Source organism: Mesorhizobium sp. M0045 (assembly GCF_040323385.1).
GTDB lineage: Bacteria > Pseudomonadota > Alphaproteobacteria > Rhizobiales > Rhizobiaceae > Mesorhizobium.
This window is the reverse complement of sequence record NZ_JAMYUY010000004.1, coordinates 21866-41779: the sequence shown is the minus strand read 5'-3', so window position 1 is coordinate 41779 and position 19914 is coordinate 21866. Positions and strand designations below refer to the sequence as shown.

General features: G+C 62.7%; 21 protein-coding genes. 12 read left to right on the top strand and 9 right to left on the bottom strand.

Annotated elements, in window-relative coordinates; genetic code table 11:
• Nucleotides 1–57: 57 nt before the first annotated feature.
• Nucleotides 58–324 carry a hypothetical protein gene (locus NKJ72_RS07500; protein WP_352476477.1) on the top strand — a complete coding sequence of 89 codons (267 nt, stop codon included), beginning with the start codon at nt 58–60 and terminating at the stop codon, nt 322–324.
• 41 nt (nt 325–365) lie between these two features.
• Here the strand turns inward: NKJ72_RS07500 and NKJ72_RS07495 are convergent, their stop codons facing one another.
• The 7 genes from NKJ72_RS07495 to NKJ72_RS07465 all read right to left on the bottom strand — a co-directional run bounded on the left by NKJ72_RS07495 (nt 366) and on the right by NKJ72_RS07465 (nt 5513).
• The gene (locus NKJ72_RS07495) at nt 366–584 is read right to left on the bottom strand and encodes a hypothetical protein (RefSeq protein WP_352476476.1); all 219 of its coding nucleotides are present in this window, start codon (nt 582–584) and stop codon (nt 366–368) included.
• A 3-nt stretch (nt 585–587) separates the two neighbouring features.
• A complete protein-coding gene (locus tag NKJ72_RS07490; protein WP_254818788.1) occupies nt 588–773 on the bottom strand; it encodes a hypothetical protein in 186 nt (61 codons plus the stop codon).
• 135 nt (nt 774–908) lie between these two features.
• Entirely contained in the window at nt 909–1121 is a 213-nt protein-coding gene (locus NKJ72_RS07485; RefSeq protein WP_254818789.1) for a hypothetical protein, read from the bottom strand.
• 94 nt (nt 1122–1215) lie between these two features.
• The gene (locus tag NKJ72_RS07480; protein ID WP_502901834.1) at nt 1216–1653 is read right to left on the bottom strand and encodes a GFA family protein; all 438 of its coding nucleotides are present in this window, start codon (nt 1651–1653) and stop codon (nt 1216–1218) included.
• 27 nt (nt 1654–1680) lie between these two features.
• A complete protein-coding gene (locus NKJ72_RS07475) occupies nt 1681–1899 on the bottom strand; it encodes a hypothetical protein (protein ID WP_254818791.1) in 219 nt (72 codons plus the stop codon).
• Between the two features lie 153 nt (nt 1900–2052).
• Nucleotides 2053–2412: a response regulator gene (locus tag NKJ72_RS07470; protein ID WP_352476475.1), complete on the bottom strand. Its 360-nt coding sequence runs from the start codon at nt 2410–2412 to the stop codon at nt 2053–2055.
• Nucleotides 2409–5513: a CheR family methyltransferase gene (locus NKJ72_RS07465; protein WP_352476474.1), complete on the bottom strand. Its 3105-nt coding sequence runs from the start codon at nt 5511–5513 to the stop codon at nt 2409–2411. The genes NKJ72_RS07470 and NKJ72_RS07465 overlap by 4 nt, the downstream gene beginning before the upstream one ends.
• Nucleotides 5514–5860: 347 nt before the next feature.
• Between NKJ72_RS07465 and NKJ72_RS07460 the strand changes: the two genes are divergently transcribed.
• Complete coding sequence (locus tag NKJ72_RS07460) at nt 5861–6457, top strand: response regulator (RefSeq protein WP_352476473.1); 597 nt, start codon at nt 5861–5863, stop codon at nt 6455–6457.
• A gap of 29 nt (nt 6458–6486) precedes the next feature.
• Here the strand turns inward: NKJ72_RS07460 and NKJ72_RS07455 are convergent, their stop codons facing one another.
• The gene (locus NKJ72_RS07455; RefSeq protein WP_352476472.1) at nt 6487–6759 is read right to left on the bottom strand and encodes a hypothetical protein; all 273 of its coding nucleotides are present in this window, start codon (nt 6757–6759) and stop codon (nt 6487–6489) included.
• Nucleotides 6760–7016: 257 nt separating this feature from the next.
• Between NKJ72_RS07455 and NKJ72_RS07450 the strand changes: the two genes are divergently transcribed.
• The 8 genes from NKJ72_RS07450 to NKJ72_RS07415 are packed head-to-tail and all read left to right on the top strand — an operon-like array spanning nt 7017 to nt 15973.
• Complete coding sequence (locus NKJ72_RS07450; protein ID WP_352476471.1) at nt 7017–8123, top strand: NAD-dependent epimerase/dehydratase family protein; 1107 nt, start codon at nt 7017–7019, stop codon at nt 8121–8123.
• Nucleotides 8120–9199: an NAD-dependent epimerase/dehydratase family protein gene (locus NKJ72_RS07445; RefSeq protein WP_352476470.1), complete on the top strand. Its 1080-nt coding sequence runs from the start codon at nt 8120–8122 to the stop codon at nt 9197–9199. Before NKJ72_RS07450 ends, NKJ72_RS07445 begins: the two co-directional genes overlap by 4 nt.
• Entirely contained in the window at nt 9196–10488 is a 1293-nt protein-coding gene (locus NKJ72_RS07440; protein WP_352476469.1) for a TIGR04295 family B12-binding domain-containing radical SAM protein, read from the top strand. The genes NKJ72_RS07445 and NKJ72_RS07440 overlap by 4 nt, the downstream gene beginning before the upstream one ends.
• Nucleotides 10473–11573, top strand: a complete 1101-nt coding sequence (locus NKJ72_RS07435; RefSeq protein WP_352476468.1) for a glycosyltransferase family 4 protein — start codon at nt 10473–10475, stop codon at nt 11571–11573. The genes NKJ72_RS07440 and NKJ72_RS07435 overlap by 16 nt, the downstream gene beginning before the upstream one ends.
• 2 nt (nt 11574–11575) lie before the next feature.
• A complete protein-coding gene (locus tag NKJ72_RS07430) occupies nt 11576–12706 on the top strand; it encodes a CgeB family protein (protein WP_352476467.1) in 1131 nt (376 codons plus the stop codon).
• Complete coding sequence (locus NKJ72_RS07425; protein WP_352476466.1) at nt 12703–13797, top strand: CgeB family protein; 1095 nt, start codon at nt 12703–12705, stop codon at nt 13795–13797. The genes NKJ72_RS07430 and NKJ72_RS07425 overlap by 4 nt, the downstream gene beginning before the upstream one ends.
• Nucleotides 13794–14903, top strand: coding sequence for a CgeB family protein (locus NKJ72_RS07420; RefSeq protein WP_352476465.1), 1110 nt, complete (start codon nt 13794–13796; stop codon nt 14901–14903). The genes NKJ72_RS07425 and NKJ72_RS07420 overlap by 4 nt, the downstream gene beginning before the upstream one ends.
• 23 nt (nt 14904–14926) lie before the next feature.
• Nucleotides 14927–15973, top strand: coding sequence for a UDP-glucuronic acid decarboxylase family protein (locus NKJ72_RS07415; protein ID WP_352476464.1), 1047 nt, complete (start codon nt 14927–14929; stop codon nt 15971–15973).
• A 243-nt stretch (nt 15974–16216) separates the two neighbouring features.
• On the opposite strand, the gene NKJ72_RS07410 is transcribed toward NKJ72_RS07415, so the two are convergent.
• On the bottom strand, nt 16217–18049 hold the full coding sequence (locus tag NKJ72_RS07410) for a hypothetical protein (RefSeq protein WP_352476463.1): 1833 nt from the start codon (nt 18047–18049) through the stop codon (nt 16217–16219).
• A 160-nt stretch (nt 18050–18209) separates the two neighbouring features.
• On the opposite strand from NKJ72_RS07410, the gene NKJ72_RS07405 reads away from it, so the two are divergent.
• Both NKJ72_RS07405 and NKJ72_RS07400 read left to right on the top strand, forming a co-directional pair.
• Entirely contained in the window at nt 18210–19313 is a 1104-nt protein-coding gene (locus NKJ72_RS07405) for an inositol-3-phosphate synthase (protein WP_352476462.1), read from the top strand.
• A complete protein-coding gene (locus tag NKJ72_RS07400; RefSeq protein WP_352476461.1) occupies nt 19310–19906 on the top strand; it encodes a histidine phosphatase family protein in 597 nt (198 codons plus the stop codon). Before NKJ72_RS07405 ends, NKJ72_RS07400 begins: the two co-directional genes overlap by 4 nt.
• The last annotated feature ends 8 nt before the right edge of the window (nt 19907–19914 follow it).

The following is a 19914-nucleotide window of genomic DNA, read 5'->3' as shown; positions in this document are numbered from 1 at the left end:
GCCCGCCGTATCGAAAGGTGCGGCGGGCTTTTCGTTTCGTTTGGCGGGGAGGCGCTTATGCGAGACTTGCCCAGGGATATCGACGCAGACGTCGTGATCGAAATCAGCAAGCTGCTCGACGACCGGGCGAAGTCCGTGCCGGTGCCGGTGCACAAGTTGGCGGCGATGATCCGACAGGGCGTCGAGACGCGTCTGACCAATCACTCCATCGAAGAGCTGATCGTAGAGATGGCCGCGACGCGAGGGCTTCCGATGCTGTTTGATTTGCCGGCGGCAAATGTCGACAATGTCGTGCCGTTCGCCTCGGCGCGCCGTCCCCGCTGAAATTTCGTTCGAGCCACCGATCTTCGCGTCGCCACCCGATTTCACTTGCCCTGATGCGCAGGCCGGGTGTCGCCTTTCTTTTCGGGGTCGTGGGTATGGTGGCTGTCGCGTTCGCCGCCACCACCGGAGACCTTGCTGTGGCTGCGCCGGTCGGAATCGGCCGGCGGCTTTTCGATGCTCAGCGGCTTCTTGGCGTTTTCGTGCGCTGCGCCGGGACCACCCTGGCGGATGCTGGCAGGAGTCTTCTTCGACGTGGACATGGCCTAGCGATCCTGGACGTTGCCTTGATGGGTGGTGTTGACCTTCGTATTGCCTTGCTGGCCCTGCTTGTCGGGATCCGGCACGGTCGATTGGCCGTGCGGTGCTTGGTCGGCGGCTACCGGTTTTTTGTCACCGGCTCCTTTTGGGCTCAGATTCTCCGGTGGAACAGGGGGAGGTTTTGTGCTCATGGCGTTTCTCCTTCCGCCACCCAAACAAGCGGCTCGGGAGAAAGGTTCCCGAGGGTCCGATACGAACGGCGCTTGTCGCAACGAGCCAGGTCCCGGACCACGGCTTGAGGCCAAGGGACGCCTGCACATCCGGGGTTATTTCTTGATGATGGTTCCGTGGTTCAGATCGAAGGCCTCGGTACCGAAAGCCTGCCTGTAGAAATCCTGCTGCAGTTCGCCCCATTCGCCGAGATAGGCGCCGCAATTGCTGCAATAGATCGGCGTCGAATCCTTCGGATTGTCGGGAATCTCCATCAGGATCGTCCCGCATGCCTTGCAATCGAGCTTGTCATCCAAACGGCGGCCCATCGGCGCATCATGGCGCGTTTTCGGCCGCGCGCCAATTGTTGTTTTCGTACCAAGCCCCGAATGGCACGTTTTCCAACCTGCAACGGATTGCAGGCTAGCGGTCCGCCGGATTTCCGAAGGCAGGATCTCGCCGCCTCGAATACGTCCCCACCCGCGGCAGATCGTCTGGAAAGTCGACCCAGGGCAGCCTCATGTCCCAATATGCGTGGGCCTGTGGCGGAAATCGTTCGGGATGATCGAGGAAGCCGATCGTCAGATAGAGTTCGTCCGGCAGGCCCTGGTCGACATAGCCGATCGATGTCCCGCAATCCGCGCAGAAGGACCGGAGCACGCCTCGGGACTTCGAAAAGGTCTTCGGTGTGCCGGTGAGCAATGTGAATTCAGAAGGCCGATAGCCGACCCACACCGTTAGCGGGCTTCCTATCGCCTTGCGACAGTCGTCATCGTGATCGGAGCAAATCCAGAAAGGCTCGCCGCGCATTTGCGCCGTTATGGCGCCGCAAAAACAGGAACCTGTTTCAGTTCGTGGCATTGGCTAACTTCATTGCTGGACCGGCCTTCATTGCTGGCCTGGCATTTCGGTATTTTCCTTGGGGTTCTTCTTGATGCCGGCGGCAGGCGAAGTATCGGCCGGAGCATTGCCACCCTGGTTCTGTTCAGGGGCTCTTTTGAGCGGCGAGGTTTGCCAGCCCATATCGCCGTACAAAAAGCCTATGAGAAAGCCGACGATGATGATGGCCGAAATCACCATCGCAATTAACGCGTTACGTCGCTCCATTTCGCGCGGCTCCTTTCTTCGAGCCGAACAAACGATGGCGGAAATGGTTCCGGCAGGCCTCGACCCGGAATCGGCGGCGGCAGGCTGGCACCACGCCGCGCCCGACCGACAAGCCGCTGGATTGAAAGGGCGGGCCGCTGGAATGACAGGAATTCAGCCGGCGCGCGCGAGCTCATCCACGGCATTCAGGATCGCACTCTGGCTCGCCGGCTTCTGCACGATCCTGCAAGTGCGGAACTCGGCCGGAATTTCGCGTTCGCCGTACCCGGAGAGGAAGGCGAACGGAACACCGCGCGTTTGCAACGCTTCCGCGATCGGATAGCTGGTTTCGTCGTTCAACTGGATATCCAACAACGCCGCGTCGATGCCGCCTTCGCCAACGAGCCGAAGTGCCGCCGTCACCGACGACACCGGTCCAACCACCTGATGGCCGGCTTTGCGCAGGTAAACCGCCGCGTCGTCGGCGATCAGCCATTCGTCCTCGACAATCAGCACGCGCATCTGTCCGGTCACGACGAGCCCTCGCGGGTCAGTGGGAATGCGATTTCCGCCTCCAAACCATTCGAGTGGAAAGTTGTTTCAACCTTTCCGCCCAGTCGGTAACCGATTTCTCCGCGTAGAAGGGTAAGGCCGAAGCCGCTGTCGGTTGGCTGCTTGATGCGAGGGCCGCCCTTCTCGCGCCAGACGAACCTGAAGGTCCCGTCCGCCACCGACCATTTAACAACTATCCGCCCGGCTGGCTTCGACAATGCGCCATATTTGGCGGCATTGGTCGCCAGCTCATGAATCGCCATGCCGAACGAAAGCCCTTGTGCCGGCTTGAGGCTTACCCTCTCGCCATCAAGCTTAAACCGTTCAGGCCCGAAGGGGTCGAGTTCCTGGCGCAGCAATTCCTCGACGGAGGCTTCCGTCCAGCTCTCACGCGAGAGCAGACTGTAGGCACGTGACATTGCATGCAGGCGACCTATCAAGGCGTCGGCGAACTCGTCTTTCGACGCCGAGTATTCACGCGTACGGTTGGTGATGCTGGCGACAACCGCCAGCATGTTCTTGACCCGGTGGTTCAGCTCGGAGATGAGCACCTGCTGACGCTCTTCAGCCTGCGCCAGTGTCGTCACGTCGATCAGTGTCACGACCACGCCGTGGATGCTGCCGCTCTTGTCCCGATAGGGGTTGATGCGAACCAGGTGAGAGCGGTCGTTGTCGTCGCGCGCAAGATGATGGTTCAGGGTCTCTCCCGACTCGAACACAGCCTGGATGTGCCCCTTCAGCTCGGGGTAGTCGAGCCGGCTCGAAAGATCGGTCAGCGGCCGGCCGACATCGGATGGACGCAAGTTGAAGAAGGACGATGCCGCGGGCGTAAAAGTCCGCACCACAAGGTTGCGGTCGAGGAAGATGGTCGCGATTTCTGTGCTTTCGAACAGGTTTTTGAGATCGTTGTTTGCGCGATCGAGCTCCTCTATCTTGCCAGTCAACTCGGCGTTGATGGTGTTGAGCTCTTCGTTGAGCGACTGCATCTCCTCCTTCGAGGCCTCAAGCTCTTCGTTTGTCGACTGCGCCTCTTCATTGACGGAGACGAGCTCCTCGTTCGAAGACTTTACTTCCTCCAGCGCGGTTTCATATTCCTCGATGGTCGACTGCAGCCGATCGCGCGTGTCGCGCAACTCCCGTTCGAGTTCAGACGCGCCGTCGGTGCCACTGCTTTTGCCTGCCGGCTCGAGGCGTAGCTGGGCCTGTGCCACCGGATTGAACAGGACGAGGTAGAGGGACTCGCCATTGCCGCGCCCGGTGTACGGTTCGACCGTCAGCGTAATGAACTGAAGCTGTCCGTCGTCTTCCTCGACAGCTATGTTCTCCCGCACGACCGTGCGGCGCGTCGTGACTGCTTCCCGCAACGCGGCGCGCAGATCAAGTCTCAGCCCACGACGGGCCAGGGTCAGCAACTGCCGGCTCGGGGCGCCTTGCGGCGCTTCCAGATATTTGCCCGTCCGCGCCGAATAGTAGACGATGTCGCCATCGCCATTGACCAGCACGTGAGGCGGGGCGAACCGCTCCAGCACCTGAGCCTCGATCGCCTGGCGGAGAGAACGGCCGGCGGCATCCTTCTTCGAGCCGCCGCTTGCGACCGGAAAGGCAGCCGTGCGGCCATTGCCGACCAGGACCGGCGGCCGTGGCGTGGCATGTTCCCGCGCCTGGAATATCCGGTGCTTCTTGTCGACCGTGGCAAACAGGTCGCTGTACTGACCGACGCTTTCCGACGTGCCCAGGAACAGATAACCGCCCGGCCTCAGCGCGTAATGGAAGATCGGAATGACCCGGTTCTGGATCTGCGGGCCGAAATAGATCAGCAGGTTGCGGCACGAAATCATGTCGATGCGCGAGAAGGGAGGATCGCGGATTACGCTGTGCGGTGAAAAAATGCAGAGTTCCCGCACCTCTGGACCCAGCACATAGCTCTCGCCGTCGCTGTGGAAAAAGCGTTGCCTGCGCTGTGGCGATAGCCCGTGCAGCAACGCTTCGGGATAACGCGCCGCACGCGCCACCGCGAGCGCCGGCTCGACGATGTCGGTCGCGAATATCTGGACGCGCGGCGGCGCCGAAAGCTTGTCAATACGCTCGCGCATCAGCATGCCGATCGAGAATACTTCCTCGCCGGTGGCGCAGCCGGGCACCCAGACGCGCACCGCATCGGAGGCGCTCTTGCCTTCGAAAATCTGCGGTATGATCTTGTCCTCCAGCAATTTGAACGCTTCGGCGTCGCGAAAAAAGCTGGTGACATTGATGAGCAGGTCGCGAAACAGCTTCGCCACCTCGTCGGGATCCCTCTTCAGCCGCTCTATATAGGTGGTGATCGACTGTAGCTGCGTGATCTGCATGCGCCGCCTTACGCGACGCAGGAACGTCTTGGGTTTGTAGCCGGAAAAGTCGTGACCGGAATGGCTGCGCAAAATGGCGTAGATTTCATCGCGGGCCCGATCCATCTCTGCCTTGTGCTCGTCGTCCGCTTCGACGAGGCCGTTCAGCACATCGAAGCCGCGGGCAAACGCCTGAAGCTTTGCGCCGATCTGCTCGGCGGGCGCCGCTATGTCGATCAGGCCGCTCGAAATCGCACTCTGCGGCATATCTGGATTGCGGGGGCCGTAGCCGTTGGAGGCCTGGGCAATGGTCAGCCCGCCATGCTCCTTGATGGCCCGGGCGCCGAGCGTGCCGTCCGAATCGCCACCCGACAGGATAACGCCGACGGCATACTCGCCCTGGTCCTCGGCCAATGCGCTGAAGAAGATGTCGATCGGCTTGCGTTCGCGGTTGAGCGTGTTCGGCCGGCGCAGCGAAAGCGCGCCGTTACGGATGGTGAGGACGACGTTTTGCGGCATCACATAGACCTGGTCCGGTTGCACCGCCACGCCCTCCTCGGCCACGACGACCGGCATTTCGGTGTAATGTCGGATGACCTCGTGCAGCAGGCTCTCCCGTTCCGGGCTGAGATGCGTGACGACGACAAACGCCATGCCGGTGCCGCCGGTCAGTCCTTTGAACAGGCCCTCCATCGCGGGAATGCCGCCAGCGGATGCGCCGACGCCGACAATAGGAAATCTTCCATTCTGGAACACCATGCCATGCCCCGGTAACAGCCGCGCCCGCGAAACCGCCAAATCGGCCCTCAGACTAGAACCGGGCCGAGCCTCGGGCCAGTAAATAGTCCACGAACGGAACAAAGCACCGCCGGTGGGCATTAACATCCGGTTTTCGTGGCGGTTCCAATGGCAAAACGACCATCTGAGACAAAGCCGGCAAAACAAATCTCGTTACGCTCGCCGGATCTGGCCAAGGTCCCGGTATCCGAAGAAATCCCGCCTCGCCTGCTCGCGCTCGCGGAACGGTTGCAAGAGGCTATGGCCCGCCATTTTGGACAAGTCCGCGCCGACAGCCGTAGATCCCCGTAGCAAGAAGGAACAATGAGGTGCGCGACCTGCAAGGCTTGCATATTCTGATCGTCGAGGACGAATGGATGCTGGCGGGCGATCTTGCACGCTATTTCAGCAAGATGGGCGCCGTGGTGCTTGGCCCCGTGGCGACGGTCGAACAGGCATCGAAACATACGGATGAGGCGGAAGCCGCGATCCTGGACGTCAATCTCAACGGACGACGGGTATTCCCGATCGCGGACGAACTGATGCGCCGCGGCGTGCCATTCGTGTTTTTCAGCGGCGACGAAGACATCATCATTCCGGAGCGGCTTCGCCACGCCAGCAGCCTGAGAAAATCCTCGGACGGCCAAGCCGTGTTCGATGCTCTTTTCCCGCCCGAGACGTCAACATCGAAAGAGGGCCAGGTGCCGGAGCCGTCCGATGACGTATTTTCGCTTCTGCCGAAGCTCAGGCTCGCGGCACGTCTGCTGCTGGGAGACGTGGACGCTTCCGACCGGCTGGTCGAGCGGACGCTGGAGCAGGCGATCGGCGAGATCGACAGCAGGCGATCCGGCTCCTCCACCGAGGACTGGCTCAACGGCATCATGCGAAACATCGTCAGGGCACGTGGAGCGAACCTGCTGCACTGACCGCGGCAGTTGCCGGCAATCGGACGAGGTCAGCCTTTCCGGCTGCGCTCGACGAATTTGTTGAAGCGGCTGGTTTTGCCGCCGCTGGTCTCTTCCTGGTAGAGGAAGGCCAGTTCGTTCTCATCGAATATCCTGAAGAACTCGTCCCACTCGACGGGCTCGAACGTCTCTTCAGGCTCGCCGAAGTCGATGCGCAGTATGCCGCCCTCGCCCTTGGTGCGCACCACCGCCGGCCGGCCATCGCGATCCTCGGCCCAACGGCGGATTTCATCATGATCGGTGGTCGTCTTCGATTCAGACATTCCAATCTCCCTTCGATTCCACCGCACACCGCGAGATCCCGGTCTGCCTTCGTACAACCAGCAGATGCATTGCTGCCGAGCATATGCGCGCGGTTGGTCGATTATGGCTCCTAACACCAAGCGCGCTTCGATGTTCCCGCGCCCAGCCCAAGGCGGTCGCTTCCGGAGCGCAGCGCTCGGGAACTTTGTTGAAGCAAGGGAACAAACCTTTCGCCCGGAAGTTTGGGGCGGCAAAGCCATTCGTATGAGGAGTTGTCGTGAAACGTATACTGGTCACGGGAGGCTGCGGTTTTATCGGCCGCCACGTCGCCCAGGAACTCGTTGAACATGGCTATGGGGTTTCAATTCTCGATGCGTTGCTGGACCAGGTGCATGGCGGCGAGGCAATCAGCCTGCCGCCAGGCGCCAAGCTGATCAAAGGCGACGTTCGCGATCGCGAGGCCATCGCAGAGGCGGTCGACGATGTCGACGCGATCATTCACCTGGCGGCCGAAGTCGGCGTCGGCCAGTCCATGTACGAGATCGCCCGCTATGTCGGCGCCAACGACCTCGGCACCGCCACGCTGCTGGAAGCGCTGATCAAACGCCCGATCGAACGGATCGTCGTTGCTTCGTCGATGAGCGTCTATGGCGAGGGTCTCTATGCCACGCCGGACGGCCGGCGCATCGACAATGCAAGACGGCAGCCGGACGACATCCGCAATGGCCAATGGAATCCCCTGTCGCCGGAAGGCGAAGTCCTATCGCCGCTGCCGACCGACGAGCAGAAACCGGTCGACCTCGCCTCGATCTACGCGCTGACAAAATACGCCCAGGAACGCGCCGTGCTGATCTTCGGTGATGCCTATGGCGTCGACGCAGTGGCACTGCGCCTGTTCAATGTCTTCGGCGCCGGACAGGCGCTCTCGAACCCGTATACCGGCGTCCTGGCGAACTTCGCCTCGCGCATCGCCAATGGCCAGCGGCCGCTGATTTTCGAGGACGGCGAACAGCAGCGCGATTTCGTGCACGTGCGCGACGTTGCCCGCGCCTTCCGGCTGGCGCTGGAACAGCCCCAGGCGCGCAGCCACGTCATCAACATCGGCAGCGGGCGGGCGTACGCAGTCAGCGACGTCGCCCGGCTGCTCGCCGAAGCAATGGGCGTGCCTGGCCGCCAGCCGGAAATCCTCGGCAAGGCACGCTCCGGCGATATCCGCAATTGCTTTGCCGACATATCGAAGGCGCGCGAACTGCTCGGCTTCCAGCCGCAATTCCGGCTGGAGCATTCGCTCGGCGATTTCGTCGCATGGGTGCGCAACACCGTCGCCATCGATCGCAGCGCCGAGATGAAGCGGGAACTCGAAGCGCGAGGGCTGGTATCATGAGACCGGATTCACCCGATTTTCGCGAAGCGCCTGTCGCCATTATCGGCGGCAGCGGCTTCATCGGCTCCAACCTCGCCGACAGCCTGTTGTCGGATGGCGAACCGGTTCTGGTCATCGATAATCTGAGCCGTCCCGGCGTCGAGCAGAACTTGGAATGGCTGACGCAAAAGCACGGCAGCCGTCTCATCATTGAAATCGTCGATATCCGCGAGGCCGAGGCGCTGATGCCGCTGGTGGCTGGTTCGAAGGCGGTTTTCCACTTTGCCGCGCAGACCGCCGTCACCACGAGCCTGGTTCGGCCGGACGAGGATTTCGACATCAACCTGCGCGGAACGTTCAACGTCCTGGAAGCCGCTCGCCGCAGCGGCAAACGCATCCCCGTCGTTTTCGCCAGCACCAACAAGGTCTATGGGCGGCTCGCTGACATTGCGATGCGCGAAGACGACGGCAAATATGCGCCTTGCGACGCCAGCATCCAGGCGCACGGCATTGACGAGACGCGCGGCCTTGATTTCTGCACGCCCTATGGCTGCTCCAAGGGCGCGGCGGACCAGTATGTCCTCGACTACGCCAAGTCATACGATCTTCCGACGGCGGTGCTGCGCATGAGCTGCATCTATGGACCGCGCCAGTTCGGGACGGAGGATCAGGGCTGGGTCGCCCATTTCCTGCTTAGCGCGTTCTCCGACCGGCCGATCACTATCTATGGCGACGGCAAGCAGGTGCGCGACATCCTGCATGTTGCCGACGCGGTAGCGGCCTACCGCGCGGTGCTCGACCGGATCGAAGAAATCAAGGGCCAGGCATTCAATCTCGGCGGCGGACCGGAAAACGCCGTCAGCCTGCGCATACTACTGAACGAGATTTGCGACATAACGAAACGGGACGTTTCGATCCGTTACGACCGCGAACGCACCGGCGACCAACCATTCTTCGTCGCCGACACACGCGCGATCGAGGCGGCGCTAGGATGGAAAGCGCATGTCTCGTGGCGAAACGGCATCCGCGACCTCGCCGACTGGCTGCATCGTCATCGCGTCGACCCGCATCCCGAACCGGCGAGGTACGTGGCATGAAGGTCGCTCTGGTCAATCCGTCCTGGACCTACCAGGACAGCATCTATTTCGGCTGCCGCCAGCCGCATCTGCCGCTCGAACTCGGCTATTCGAAAGCCTTGCTCGAAGCCGCCGGCCACGAGGTACTGATGCTGGACGGGCAGATCCAGAAGCTCGACAATGCCGCGCTTGCCGATCGCGTCGCCACTTTCGAGCCTGATATGACCGTCGTCAGCACCGCGCCGACCTACCTGTTCTGGCGCTGCGCACCGCCCGAGTTGCGCGTGCCAGCTGAGTTCCTCAACCATCTTGCCGGGTGCGGCGGCCGCACCGTCGCCGTCGGGCCGCATGGCTCGGCGACGCCGGCGCCGACTTTGCGCAAGCTTGGCGTCGACATTGTCGTGCGCGGCGAATGCGAGGAAGTGGTCGCGGAACTCGCCCGGCGCAACGACTGGAATGCTGTGCCGTCCACCGCCCATTTTGAGGATGGAGAACTGGTTTCGAACGGCGGCGTGCGTGCGAGCTCGTTCATCGATCACCCAGCGCTCGAATGGCCATCGGACTGGATTGCCGCCCATTCGCACCACCATCACCGCTTCGACGACAACCAGGTCGGCTTTGGCGCCGAGGTCGAGGCTTCGCGCGGCTGCCCGTATAATTGCAGCTTCTGCGCCAAGATCGATTTCCGCGACGCCTATCGCCGCCGGAACCACGAAGCGGTGATCGCCGAGATCGACCGGCTGATCGCACAGGGCGTCGGCTACATCTACTTCATCGACGAGATATTCCTGCCGCAAAAGGCATTGCTGGAAGCGCTGGTCGATCGCGGTGTGAAGTTCGGCGTGCAGACGCGCATCGACCTCTGGAAACCGGAACTGCTGAAACTGCTCGGCGCAGCCGGCTGCGTCTCGATCGAGGCGGGGCTCGAAAGCCTGACGGTGGAAGGCCGCGCCATGCTGGCAAAACGCTGCCGGCTGGGAACCGAGGAACTGGCTGCGTTGCTGGTCGACGCAAGGCGCCATGTGCCGTTCGTTCAGGCCAATCTCATCGGCGTGGTCGAAGACGATCCCGCGCTGGTCGACTATTGGCGAAAGCACCTGATCGACAACGGCGTTTGGGCCAACGAACCGGTGCCGCTTTATCCCTATCCGAGTTCGCCCAGCTACCGCGAACTTTGGGGCGAGCCGGACGATCTCGCCTGGGAGCGCGCGCATGAACATTACCTCGCATCCTTCCGGACGTTCAGCGACATCCAGGAGAAGCGTCCGCGTCCGCTGGCTGAATTGGAGGCCACATGTTGCGGACACTGAGCCCGCCGCGTCGCATCCTGATGACTGTCGATGCCGTCGGCGGCGTCTGGCGCTATGCGCTCGATCTGGCCAGGCAACTGGTCGCCGGCGGCGATAGCGTCGTGCTTGCCGGGCTTGGTCCGGAACCGTCCAGGCAGCAGGCCGAGGAGGCCCAGTCATTCGCGGCGCTGACCTGGCTCAACACGCCGCCCGACTGGATGACCCGCAACGAGCACGACCTCGACACATTGCAGCAGGAGCTGCTCCCGCTCATCCGTGACTACGCCATCGAAATCGTCCATCTCAACGCGCCGACGCAGGCTGCGGGGCTCGACGTGCCCTGCCCGGTCGTGGCGGTGTCGCATTCCTGCGTGGTGACATGGTTCCACGCCGTCAAAGGACAGGCGGCGGACGGCGATTGGGCTTGGCAGAAGGACCGCAACCGGCGCGGTCTCGACGACGCAGGCATGGTCGTTGCACCCAGCCGCAGCCATGCCGACATGCTGGAAACCTGCTACGGGCCGATCGCCCGCCTGAGCGTCGTCGGCAACGGTGCACGGCCCGGGCCGAAGAGCGAAAGGCGGGAATCGGTCGTTTTCGCCGCTGCGCGCTGGTGGGACGAAGGAAAGAATGCGGCGGTGCTGGACCGGGCCGCCTCACTGACGCAATGGCCGATCTTCGTCGCCGGCTCGCTGCAAGGGCCGGACGGCCAGCATGTTGGCTTCAGCCACGCCGTTCCCGTCGGGCCGGTACCGCATGAGGAAGTGCGCTTGCTGATGGCGCGGGCCGGCATTTTCGTATCGCCGTCGCTCTACGAACCGTTCGGCCTGGCCACGCTGGAAGCCGCGATGTCGAAGACGCCTTTGGTGCTCGCCGATATTTCGACCTATCGCGAACTGTGGGACGACGCGGCCATGTTCTACGACGCGCGCGATCCGGGCGATCTCGCCAGATGCATCAGCAGCCTTTGCAGCGACGCGCAGCGCCGGCGAGAACTCGGTGAGGCAGCGGCCCGCCGAAGCCGCAGGTTTTCACTGGCAAGACAGGCGACCGCCATGCGCGGCGTCTACGACAAGGCGGCCCTGGCCACCATGGCGGATAGTTGATTATGCGGTTTTTGTTCTACACCCATTCGATCGTTTCCGACTGGAACCACGGCAACGCACATTTCCTGCGCGGCATCATGCGTGAGCTGGTCGTGCGCGGGCACCAGGCTATCGCGCTGGAGCCCGCCGACGGCTGGAGCCGGTCGAACCTGCTGGCCGAGAAAGGATCCTTCGCGATCGAACGATTCCGGAAGGACTTTCCCGAGTTGATGCCGGTCACCTATGACGCCGCCTTCGACCACGAAGCCTGGATCTCCGATGCCGATGTGGTGATCGTGCATGAGTGGACCGAGCCGGGTCTTGTCGCGCGGCTGGGCAGGGCGAAAGCGAATGGCGGGCGTTTCACGCTGCTGTTCCACGACACGCACCATCGCGCCATATCAGCCACGCAAGCGATCTCCTCCTTGCGGCTTGAACATTATGACGGCGTGCTCGCCTTCGGCGAGGCGCTGCGGGAAAGCTATCTCCGCGCCGGATGGGGCAAGCGGGTCTTCACCTGGCACGAGGCAGCCGATGACCACCTGTTCCAGCCGCATCCTGAAATCGAGCGTAGTTCCGACCTTATCTGGATCGGCAATTGGGGCGACGACGAGCGCAGCGCCGAAATCAGGGAGTTCCTGGTCGGCCCGGTACGTGAGCTCGGCCTGAGCGGAACCGTCCACGGCGTTCGCTATCCGCCGGAGGCGCTCGCCGACCTTGCGGCCGCCGGCCTGCGCTACGAAGGCTGGATCGCCAATGCCGACGTGCCGAAGGCATTCGCGGCGAACCGCATCACGGTTCACATCCCGCGGCGTCCATATCGCGAAAGCCTGCCCGGCATCCCGACCATCCGCATGTTCGAGGCGCTCGCCTGCGGCATTCCGCTTGTTTCGGCGCCCTGGTCCGATGTCGAACGCTTGTTCAGGCCCGGCACCGATTTCCTGTTTGCAAATAATGGCTTCGAGATGCGGCGTCATCTTCGCGCCGTGCTGCATGATGCGGATCTCGCCGCTTCTCTGGCGACGTCGGGCCTCGAGACCATCCGCCTGCGGCACACATGCCGGCACCGGGCGGATGAATTGTTCGGCGTGCTCGCCGAATGCGGGCACCGCCGAGCCGCCGACACGATCCTTGCAAAGGAGGCAGCCGAATGAAGATCGCATTCTACGGATCGAGCCTGCTGTCGTCCTATTGGAACGGCGCGGCAACCTATTACCGCGGATTGCTCAAGGCCCTGGCAAGGCTCGGCTATGACATCACCTTCTACGAGCCGGACGTCTACGATCGCCAGAAAAACCGCGACATGGAGGCGCCGGACTGGTGTGCCGTGGTCGTCTACGAGGCCACCCCGCATGCCATGATGCAGGTGGCCGCGTGGGCGGCGGAGGCGGATATCGTCGTCAAGGCGAGTGGCGTCGGTTTCGCCGACGACGCGCTGTTGCGGGCGGTGCTCGATCACGCCCGTGCCGATGCGCTGACCGTATTCTGGGATGTCGATGCGCCGGCGACGCTCGGCCAGTTGCGCGATGAACCCGACCATCCGCTGCATCGCGCGTTGCAGGAAATCGACCTCGTGCTGACCTATGGCGGCGGCGACCCGGTGGTCTGGGCCTATCGGGCCATGGGGGCGGCCGAATGCGTGCCGATCTACAATGCGCTCGATCCGGAAACGCATCATCCGGTCGGCAAGGATATGCGTTTCGCCTGCGATCTCGCCTTCCTCGGCAACCGGCTGCCGGACCGCGAGGCGCGCGTCGAGGCCTTCTTCCTCGACCCGGCCGGCCGCTCGGCCGATCAGCGCTTCCTGCTCGGCGGATCTGGCTGGGGCGACAAGCAGATGCCCGCCAATGTCCGATGGCTCGGCCATGTCGGCACGCGTGATCACAATGCACTGAACGTCACGGCCAAGGCGGTGCTCAACATCAGCCGCGACAGCATGGCGGCCAATGGCTTCTCACCGGCGACGCGCGTGTTCGAGGCAGCCGGCGCCGGCGCATGCCTCATCACCGACGCCTGGCTCGGTGTGGACCTGTTCCTGAAACCCGGCGAGGAAATCCTGGTCGCGCGCGATGGCGAGGATGTCGCCGAGATCATGCAAAGCCTTAGCGCTGAACGGGCCAAGGCGATCGGGGCATCCGCGCTTCGGCGGGTACTTGGCGAACATACCTATACGACACGGGCCGTTTTGGCCGACGCCATTTTCAGGCGCCATTTCGAGCGTCCGACCGTGGAGGCGGCCGAATGACGAAGCCGCTCGACATCGTCTTTCTTGGCCTCTCGCTCTCCTCATCCTGGGGAAACGGCCACGCCACCACCTTTCGGGGGCTGCTTAAAGGTCTCCACGAACTCGGTCACCGCGTCACCTTTCTCGAACGCGACGTGCCGTGGTACGCAAGTCACCGGGATCTGCGCGATCCCGATTTCTGCGCGTTGCGCTACTATGAAACGACCGACGATCTTCGCCGCAATTTTGCGCGCTGCCTGCGCGATGCCGATATCGTGGTCGTCGGCTCCTTCGTTCCCGAAGGCCCTGAAATCATCGACGTCGTGGCATCACTGTGCACAGGTCAGTTCTGCTTCTACGACGTCGACACGCCGGTCACGCTGGCAAGGCTTTCAACCGATGATTGCGAGTATATTGCCAGGCGGCAGGTCCCGTATTTCGATGTCTACTTCTCTTTCACCGGCGGGCCGACGCTTGCCCGTCTGACGGCGGAATTCGGCGCGAGGCGGGCCGAGCCGCTCTACTGCTCCGTCGACCCGGAACGGCATCACGGAACCGGTGACCCAATCCGCTGGGATCTCGGCTATCTCGGCACGTACAGCCCCGACCGCCAGGCGGCGCTGGAGGCCCTGCTGTTCGAACCGGCGCGTCGCATGCCGGAGCGTCGCTTCGTCGTTGCCGGCTCGCAATATCCGCGCGAAATCGCCTGGCCGGACAATGTCGATCGCATCGAACACCTGCCGCCGGCAGACCATGCCGCCTTTTACAGCCGCCAACGCTACACGTTGAACGTCACGCGCAGTTCCATGATCGCGGCCGGATGGTCGCCCAGCGTGCGACTCTTCGAGGCAGCGGCCTGCGGCACGGCGATCATCAGCGATAGCTGGGCCGGACTGGACAGCCTGTTTCCAGGGCGGACGATTCACACGGCGCGCAGGACCGAGGACATAATCGGTATCCTGTCTGGAGAATCCGACGGCGCCCGGCTTGCCATGGCCACGCAGGCGCGCGTGCTCATCCTGGCAGCTCACACAAGCATCGCAAGAGCCCGCGAATTCGTTGCGCTGCTGGCGCAGGCCAAATCGCCACGTTCTGTTCTCGATCTGGACGTCGAGAGCGCAGCATGACCCGCAGACGGGAGAAGATAGAGATGCAGCTATCAAGAAAGGCGCAACGGACCAGGACCGTGCTTGTCGCCGGCGGCGCCGGCTTCCTCGGTTCGCATCTTTGCGAGACAATGCTCCAGGCCGGCTGGCGCGTGATCTGCGTCGACAATTTCCTTACCGGCCGCATGGAGAACATAGCATCGATCGCCGATCGTCCGGATTTTCGGCTGATCAAGCAAGACATTTGCCGGCCGTTGGAGCTTGGCGAACCGGTGGATCGCATCTTCAACATGGCATGCGCGGCATCGCCGCCGCGTTACCAGGCCGACCCGGTCCACACGACGCGGACTTGTGTGATCGGGACGCTCAATCTGCTGGAGCTCGCCGCCCGTAGTGGCGCCCGCTTCCTGCAGGCGTCCACCAGCGAAATTTATGGCGATCCCGAACAGCATCCGCAGAAGGAAGACTATGTCGGCCACGTGAACTGTATCGGCCCCCGCGCCTGCTATGACGAAGGTAAGCGCACCGCCGAAACCTTATGCTTCGATTATTTGAGAATGGGAAAAGCCGATATCCGTGTCGCGCGCATCTTCAACACCTACGGCCCCAGGATGGACCCTGCGGACGGACGGATCGTTTCCAATCTGATCATGCAGGCACTCGAGAGACGGCCGCTGACGATATTCGGCGACGGGCTGCAGACCAGGTCGTTCTGCTACGTTTCCGATCTGGTCGACGGCTTGATCCGGTTGATGGACGTCGATCCCAATCCACGCCAGCCGGTCAATCTGGGCAATCCGGGGGAGTTCACCATCCTGCAACTGGCGAGCTTGGTGAGAGGCATGACCGCAACCAAATCGGGCCTGAAATTCCTGCCGCTGCCGCAAGACGATCCTCGTCGTCGGCAACCCGACATTTCCCGCGCAAAGAAGCTTCTCGGCTGGTCGCCAAAAGTGCCGCTCAGGCAAGGTTTGATGCGCACGATCGGCTATTTTGCCGAGCTTGAGACGGCGCAGATGATCGACAGAAGACGTCAAATTGCCGCCACCGTGCGTTCTGCCTCAGGCCGGCTGCAAAACCTGCCGGCCTGAGGCGGGGAGCGTCTGGCCGCTGCATGATCGCGCGGTCGTTTCGGATTTGGTCACTTTTTCTCGTCGCGGGAACAACCCGTCCAGCTTCTGGTTCTGCCAAGGTACCGGCATGGAGACGATTGTGCATCCGAAGCGATCCGCCAAAGACATCGAGCAAATGGCCGCAAAGGAGACGGCTGCCTTCCTGCGGCGCGCCTCCATCACCTATCTGGAATGTTGCGTGAGCCTGATGATGACGCATCTTCAGCGGGAGGAGGTAGTCGCCATCCTCGAAAAGGAAGCGGACATGCTTCGCCGGCTGGACTGATCCTGGTCGAAGGGCCGCAGCTCCCCTTGGTTCTCCAGGAAACGAAGCAACATCGAGGTATAACGTCTTGCCGCGACCGCCAGCCGGATCTGTTCCCTATCATCGCCAGATCGTGCAGCCATGCTCCACAAGCCAAGCTGGAACGCAAGATAGCAGGGCTCATAGTATTGGACCAGATTGGCATCGACGGGACGGGAGGCTCTCGCTTCCACGGCCTTGCAAAGCGCCCCAGTCGCCGGGTCGGAGAGGCTGTACTCGACACGGGCGCCGGCAATGTCCCAGGCGATGTCCTGGCAGCCGATCAGATCGTGCGATCGGCAATGATCGAGGGCGTCCGTCTTGACCAGCGTTCCACTGCGCGAAAGGATGAACTCCCACGGATGAAGCCGCCCGTCGATCTCGACCCGCTGCATGGTCTTGGCTGGAGCCTGTCTCGAGAACCAGGTCTGCAGCTCCGCCGCGCGGCGTTCGCCCAGCGCTTCACTTATATTCCGCACGGCCATGTCCGCAAGCGCCTCCAGCGAGGCGCCTGGCTCCGAGGCCGGCAGATTGGCTGCGCGCCAAGCGAGATAGCGCGCCAGGTGAGCGACCAATTTTTCTTTCGAAAGCGTTGCCCGGTCCAGCGTTGTGCCGTCGATCCAGCGTTCGACCAGAAAGCCATGGCACAGCCCGGCGACTTCCGGGCCAAAGGCTGCGTCGTGCAGCCTCCTGGCGGTCTCGGCCTTGTGCATTCCGATTTCACCGAGGCCGACGAATTTGACCGACCATTTTTCCTGGCCGGCGGAAGCGAGGAACTTCCGCCGCTCGAAGCCGCGATGAACGGGCGGCCACTGATCCTGCGAGCCATAATGCAAGCGACGCCACTCTCCGGCGGATATTTCCATCAGGCTGACCGCTGTGCGGCCGATCATTCTAGCCACCCAATCCCGCAGCGCCGGCAGAGCGGATCCAGCGGGGAAAGTCCGTTCGAAATCCGCGGTGTGTTTTTGGCACACCGTCCATGCCTCACGGATGTCCGCCGACGTCTCGGGGCCCGGGCCACCCAAATGACTTGGGAACAGATGGATGCGCCTGGTATCGATGCCCAGCGCTTGTAGCCATGCGACGACGGCATGGAACGAGCTGCCGGACAGACCCGGGCCCTCATCGACGATGGCAAAGCGGGCCGACGGCTTCGTCATCCAGCCGCTGATCAGCTCCGGATCGGCGGCAAGCCGCCTGCGAAACGGGTGGCCGGTCGGACGGACGCTGACGGGTGCTGGCGCGCCGATGGCTGCAGCCACCATCGCTGCAAGCCCAAGGCCGATGCTGCGGATGCCGATTACGCATGTGTTCGCATCGAGACCCGACTGCCGCGCGGCGACGAAATAGCTCTCCGGATAAAGCGCGTAGTGAGCGTAGCCCTCAGCCGCGCCGGTCAGAATGTCGCCATCGCATTCGAGTTCGGCCAACATTCGCGGCACTTCGGCATCGACCGGGCCGTCGACGGCGAATCCGGCCCTCCACGATCTGCCCACGTCCCGGGCCAAGCCGACCAGGAGATTTGCGCCCGCGATCCTTTGTGGGGAATTCCTGTCCGTGCCCCTGGCCTCGAATTCCGCGTCGGCAAGGCCCTGGACCAATTCCGAGACCTTGATGAACAGGCCGACCAGGGCTGCGTGCCGTCCGATCCCGCTTGGCATGTCCGCGATGTGCCCGGCCGCATCGCAAGCCGAGGCGAGAACATATCGCGCGCTCTCAGTTTGCTTGTGGTCGCCATAGACGATCATTGTCTCGTCCCGGTTGGCCTCACCCCCCGGCTGCACAACTCGGCGGGCGCTACTTTGATCCACCGTCGGTTGCACGATTTTTACAGCCGGCAAGGAACAATCCGGGAGGAAGGCGGTTTGGCACGAAGAACTTACCTTCAACAGCATAGGCAGCGGTTTCGTGGGATCGAAGAAAGTTCGGATCGGAATAGTCGGCGTCGGTAACTGCGCCTCCTCCCTTGTTCAGGGCATCACCTATTACCGCGACGCAAGGAGCAATGAGCCCATACCCGGGCTGATGCATGCCGATCTTGGCGGCTACCATGTCAAGGACATCGAGGTGGTCTGCGCTTTCGACGTCGCCAAGGGCAAGGTCGGACGTGATGTGGCAGACGCGATCTACAGCGCGCCCAACAATACTTTCCGCTTTGCCAACGTTGCGCCTACCGGCGTTCGCGTCGAACGCGGACCGACGCTGGACGGCATCGGCAAATATCTGCGCGACGAGATCGAGGAGTCCGACGAGCCGGTCGCCAATGTCGGCAACATCCTCGCCGAAAGCGGCGCCGAGATCCTGGTGTCCTATCTGCCTGTCGGTTCGGAGGAGGCAACACGCTTTTACGCCGAGTGCGCGCTCGAGGCGGGCTGCGCCTTCGTCAACTGCATACCAGTCTTCATCGCCTCGCGGCCGGAGTGGCGCCGGCGCTTCGAGCAGCACGGGCTGCCGCTGATCGGCGACGACATCAAGAGCCAGGTTGGTGCGACGATCGTCCACCGGCTGCTCGCCAACCTGTTCCGCGAGCGCGGCGTGCGCATCGATCGCACCTACCAGCTCAATTTCGGCGGCAACACCGACTTCCTCAACATGCTGGAACGCGAGCGGCTGGAATCAAAGAAGATCTCAAAGACGCAATCCGTCACCAGCCAGATCGACGTCCCCCTGGAGCCCGGCAACATTCACGTCGGGCCGAGCGACCATGTCCCGTGGCTGACCGACCGCAAGTGGGCCTATATCCGGGTCGAAGGCACGACCTTCGGCGGCGTGCCGCTGAATGCCGAGCTCAAGCTGGAAGTGTGGGATTCGCCCAATTCGGCCGGAGTCGTCATCGATGCGGTGCGTTGCGCCAAGCTGGCGCTCGACCGCGGCATCGCGGGCGCGCTGACCGGCCCCTGCAGCTATTTCATGAAATCGCCGCCCGAGCAGTTCACCGACGCGGAAGCCCGCCAGCGCACGCTCTCTTTCATCGCCGGCAAGGACGAGCCGATGCTCGATGCGGCGGAATGACGACGACGTTTTTTCTGGTGCGCCACGCCGCGCACCACAATGTCGGCTGTTATCTTGCCGGGCGGATGGCCGGCGTTTGCCTCGGCGAAGCCGGCAGGGCACAGGCCTCGCATCTGGCTGACCGTATGGCACGCGAGCCGGTAGCGGCAATCTTCTGCAGCCCGCGCGAACGCACGCAGGAGACTGCCAATCCGATGGCGCTCGCCTGTAATGCCGGTGAAATCGTGATCCGCGAGGAACTCGATGAGATCGACTTCGGCACTTGGTCGGGAAAGACCTTCGAGGAGCTGAACAAGGATGCCGACTGGCGAGCGTGGAACGACCAGCGTCAGCAGGCGAGAACGCCGAGCGGCGAGACCATGCTGGACGTGCAGCAACGCGTCGTCTTGCTGATCGAACAGGTCCGCGGCACCTACCAGAACCAGTGCGTTGCACTGGTCAGCCATGCCGACGTCATCAAGGCCGCGGTGTGCAAAGTGCTCGGCCTGTCGCTGGGGAACTGCTTTCGCTTCGATATCGACCCAGCGTCGATCACCACGGTTGTTTGGGGGGAGTGGGGGTCGAAGCTGATCAGACTCAACGAAGCTGCCTGACGAGGAAT

Coding starts and splice junctions, on each gene's coding strand:
- NKJ72_RS07425 (WP_352476466.1), top strand. CDS start 12,703: ATGAAGATCGCATTCTACGGATCGAGCCTGCTGTCGTCCTATTGGAAC.
- NKJ72_RS07430 (WP_352476467.1), top strand. CDS start 11,576: ATGCGGTTTTTGTTCTACACCCATTCGATCGTTTCCGACTGGAACCAC.
- NKJ72_RS07465 (WP_352476474.1), bottom strand. CDS start 5,513: ATGGTGTTCCAGAATGGAAGATTTCCTATTGTCGGCGTCGGCGCATCC.
- NKJ72_RS07420 (WP_352476465.1), top strand. CDS start 13,794: ATGACGAAGCCGCTCGACATCGTCTTTCTTGGCCTCTCGCTCTCCTCA.
- NKJ72_RS07500 (WP_352476477.1), top strand. CDS start 58: ATGCGAGACTTGCCCAGGGATATCGACGCAGACGTCGTGATCGAAATC.
- NKJ72_RS07415 (WP_352476464.1), top strand. CDS start 14,927: ATGCAGCTATCAAGAAAGGCGCAACGGACCAGGACCGTGCTTGTCGCC.
- NKJ72_RS07455 (WP_352476472.1), bottom strand. CDS start 6,759: ATGTCTGAATCGAAGACGACCACCGATCATGATGAAATCCGCCGTTGG.
- NKJ72_RS07490 (WP_254818788.1), bottom strand. CDS start 773: ATGAGCACAAAACCTCCCCCTGTTCCACCGGAGAATCTGAGCCCAAAA.
- NKJ72_RS07475 (WP_254818791.1), bottom strand. CDS start 1,899: ATGGAGCGACGTAACGCGTTAATTGCGATGGTGATTTCGGCCATCATC.
- NKJ72_RS07400 (WP_352476461.1), top strand. CDS start 19,310: ATGACGACGACGTTTTTTCTGGTGCGCCACGCCGCGCACCACAATGTC.
- NKJ72_RS07440 (WP_352476469.1), top strand. CDS start 9,196: ATGAAGGTCGCTCTGGTCAATCCGTCCTGGACCTACCAGGACAGCATC.
- NKJ72_RS07485 (WP_254818789.1), bottom strand. CDS start 1,121: ATGGGCCGCCGTTTGGATGACAAGCTCGATTGCAAGGCATGCGGGACG.
- NKJ72_RS07445 (WP_352476470.1), top strand. CDS start 8,120: ATGAGACCGGATTCACCCGATTTTCGCGAAGCGCCTGTCGCCATTATC.
- NKJ72_RS07410 (WP_352476463.1), bottom strand. CDS start 18,049: ATGATCGTCTATGGCGACCACAAGCAAACTGAGAGCGCGCGATATGTT.
- NKJ72_RS07435 (WP_352476468.1), top strand. CDS start 10,473: ATGTTGCGGACACTGAGCCCGCCGCGTCGCATCCTGATGACTGTCGAT.
- NKJ72_RS07480 (WP_502901834.1), bottom strand. CDS start 1,653: ATGCCACGAACTGAAACAGGTTCCTGTTTTTGCGGCGCCATAACGGCG.
- NKJ72_RS07495 (WP_352476476.1), bottom strand. CDS start 584: ATGTCCACGTCGAAGAAGACTCCTGCCAGCATCCGCCAGGGTGGTCCC.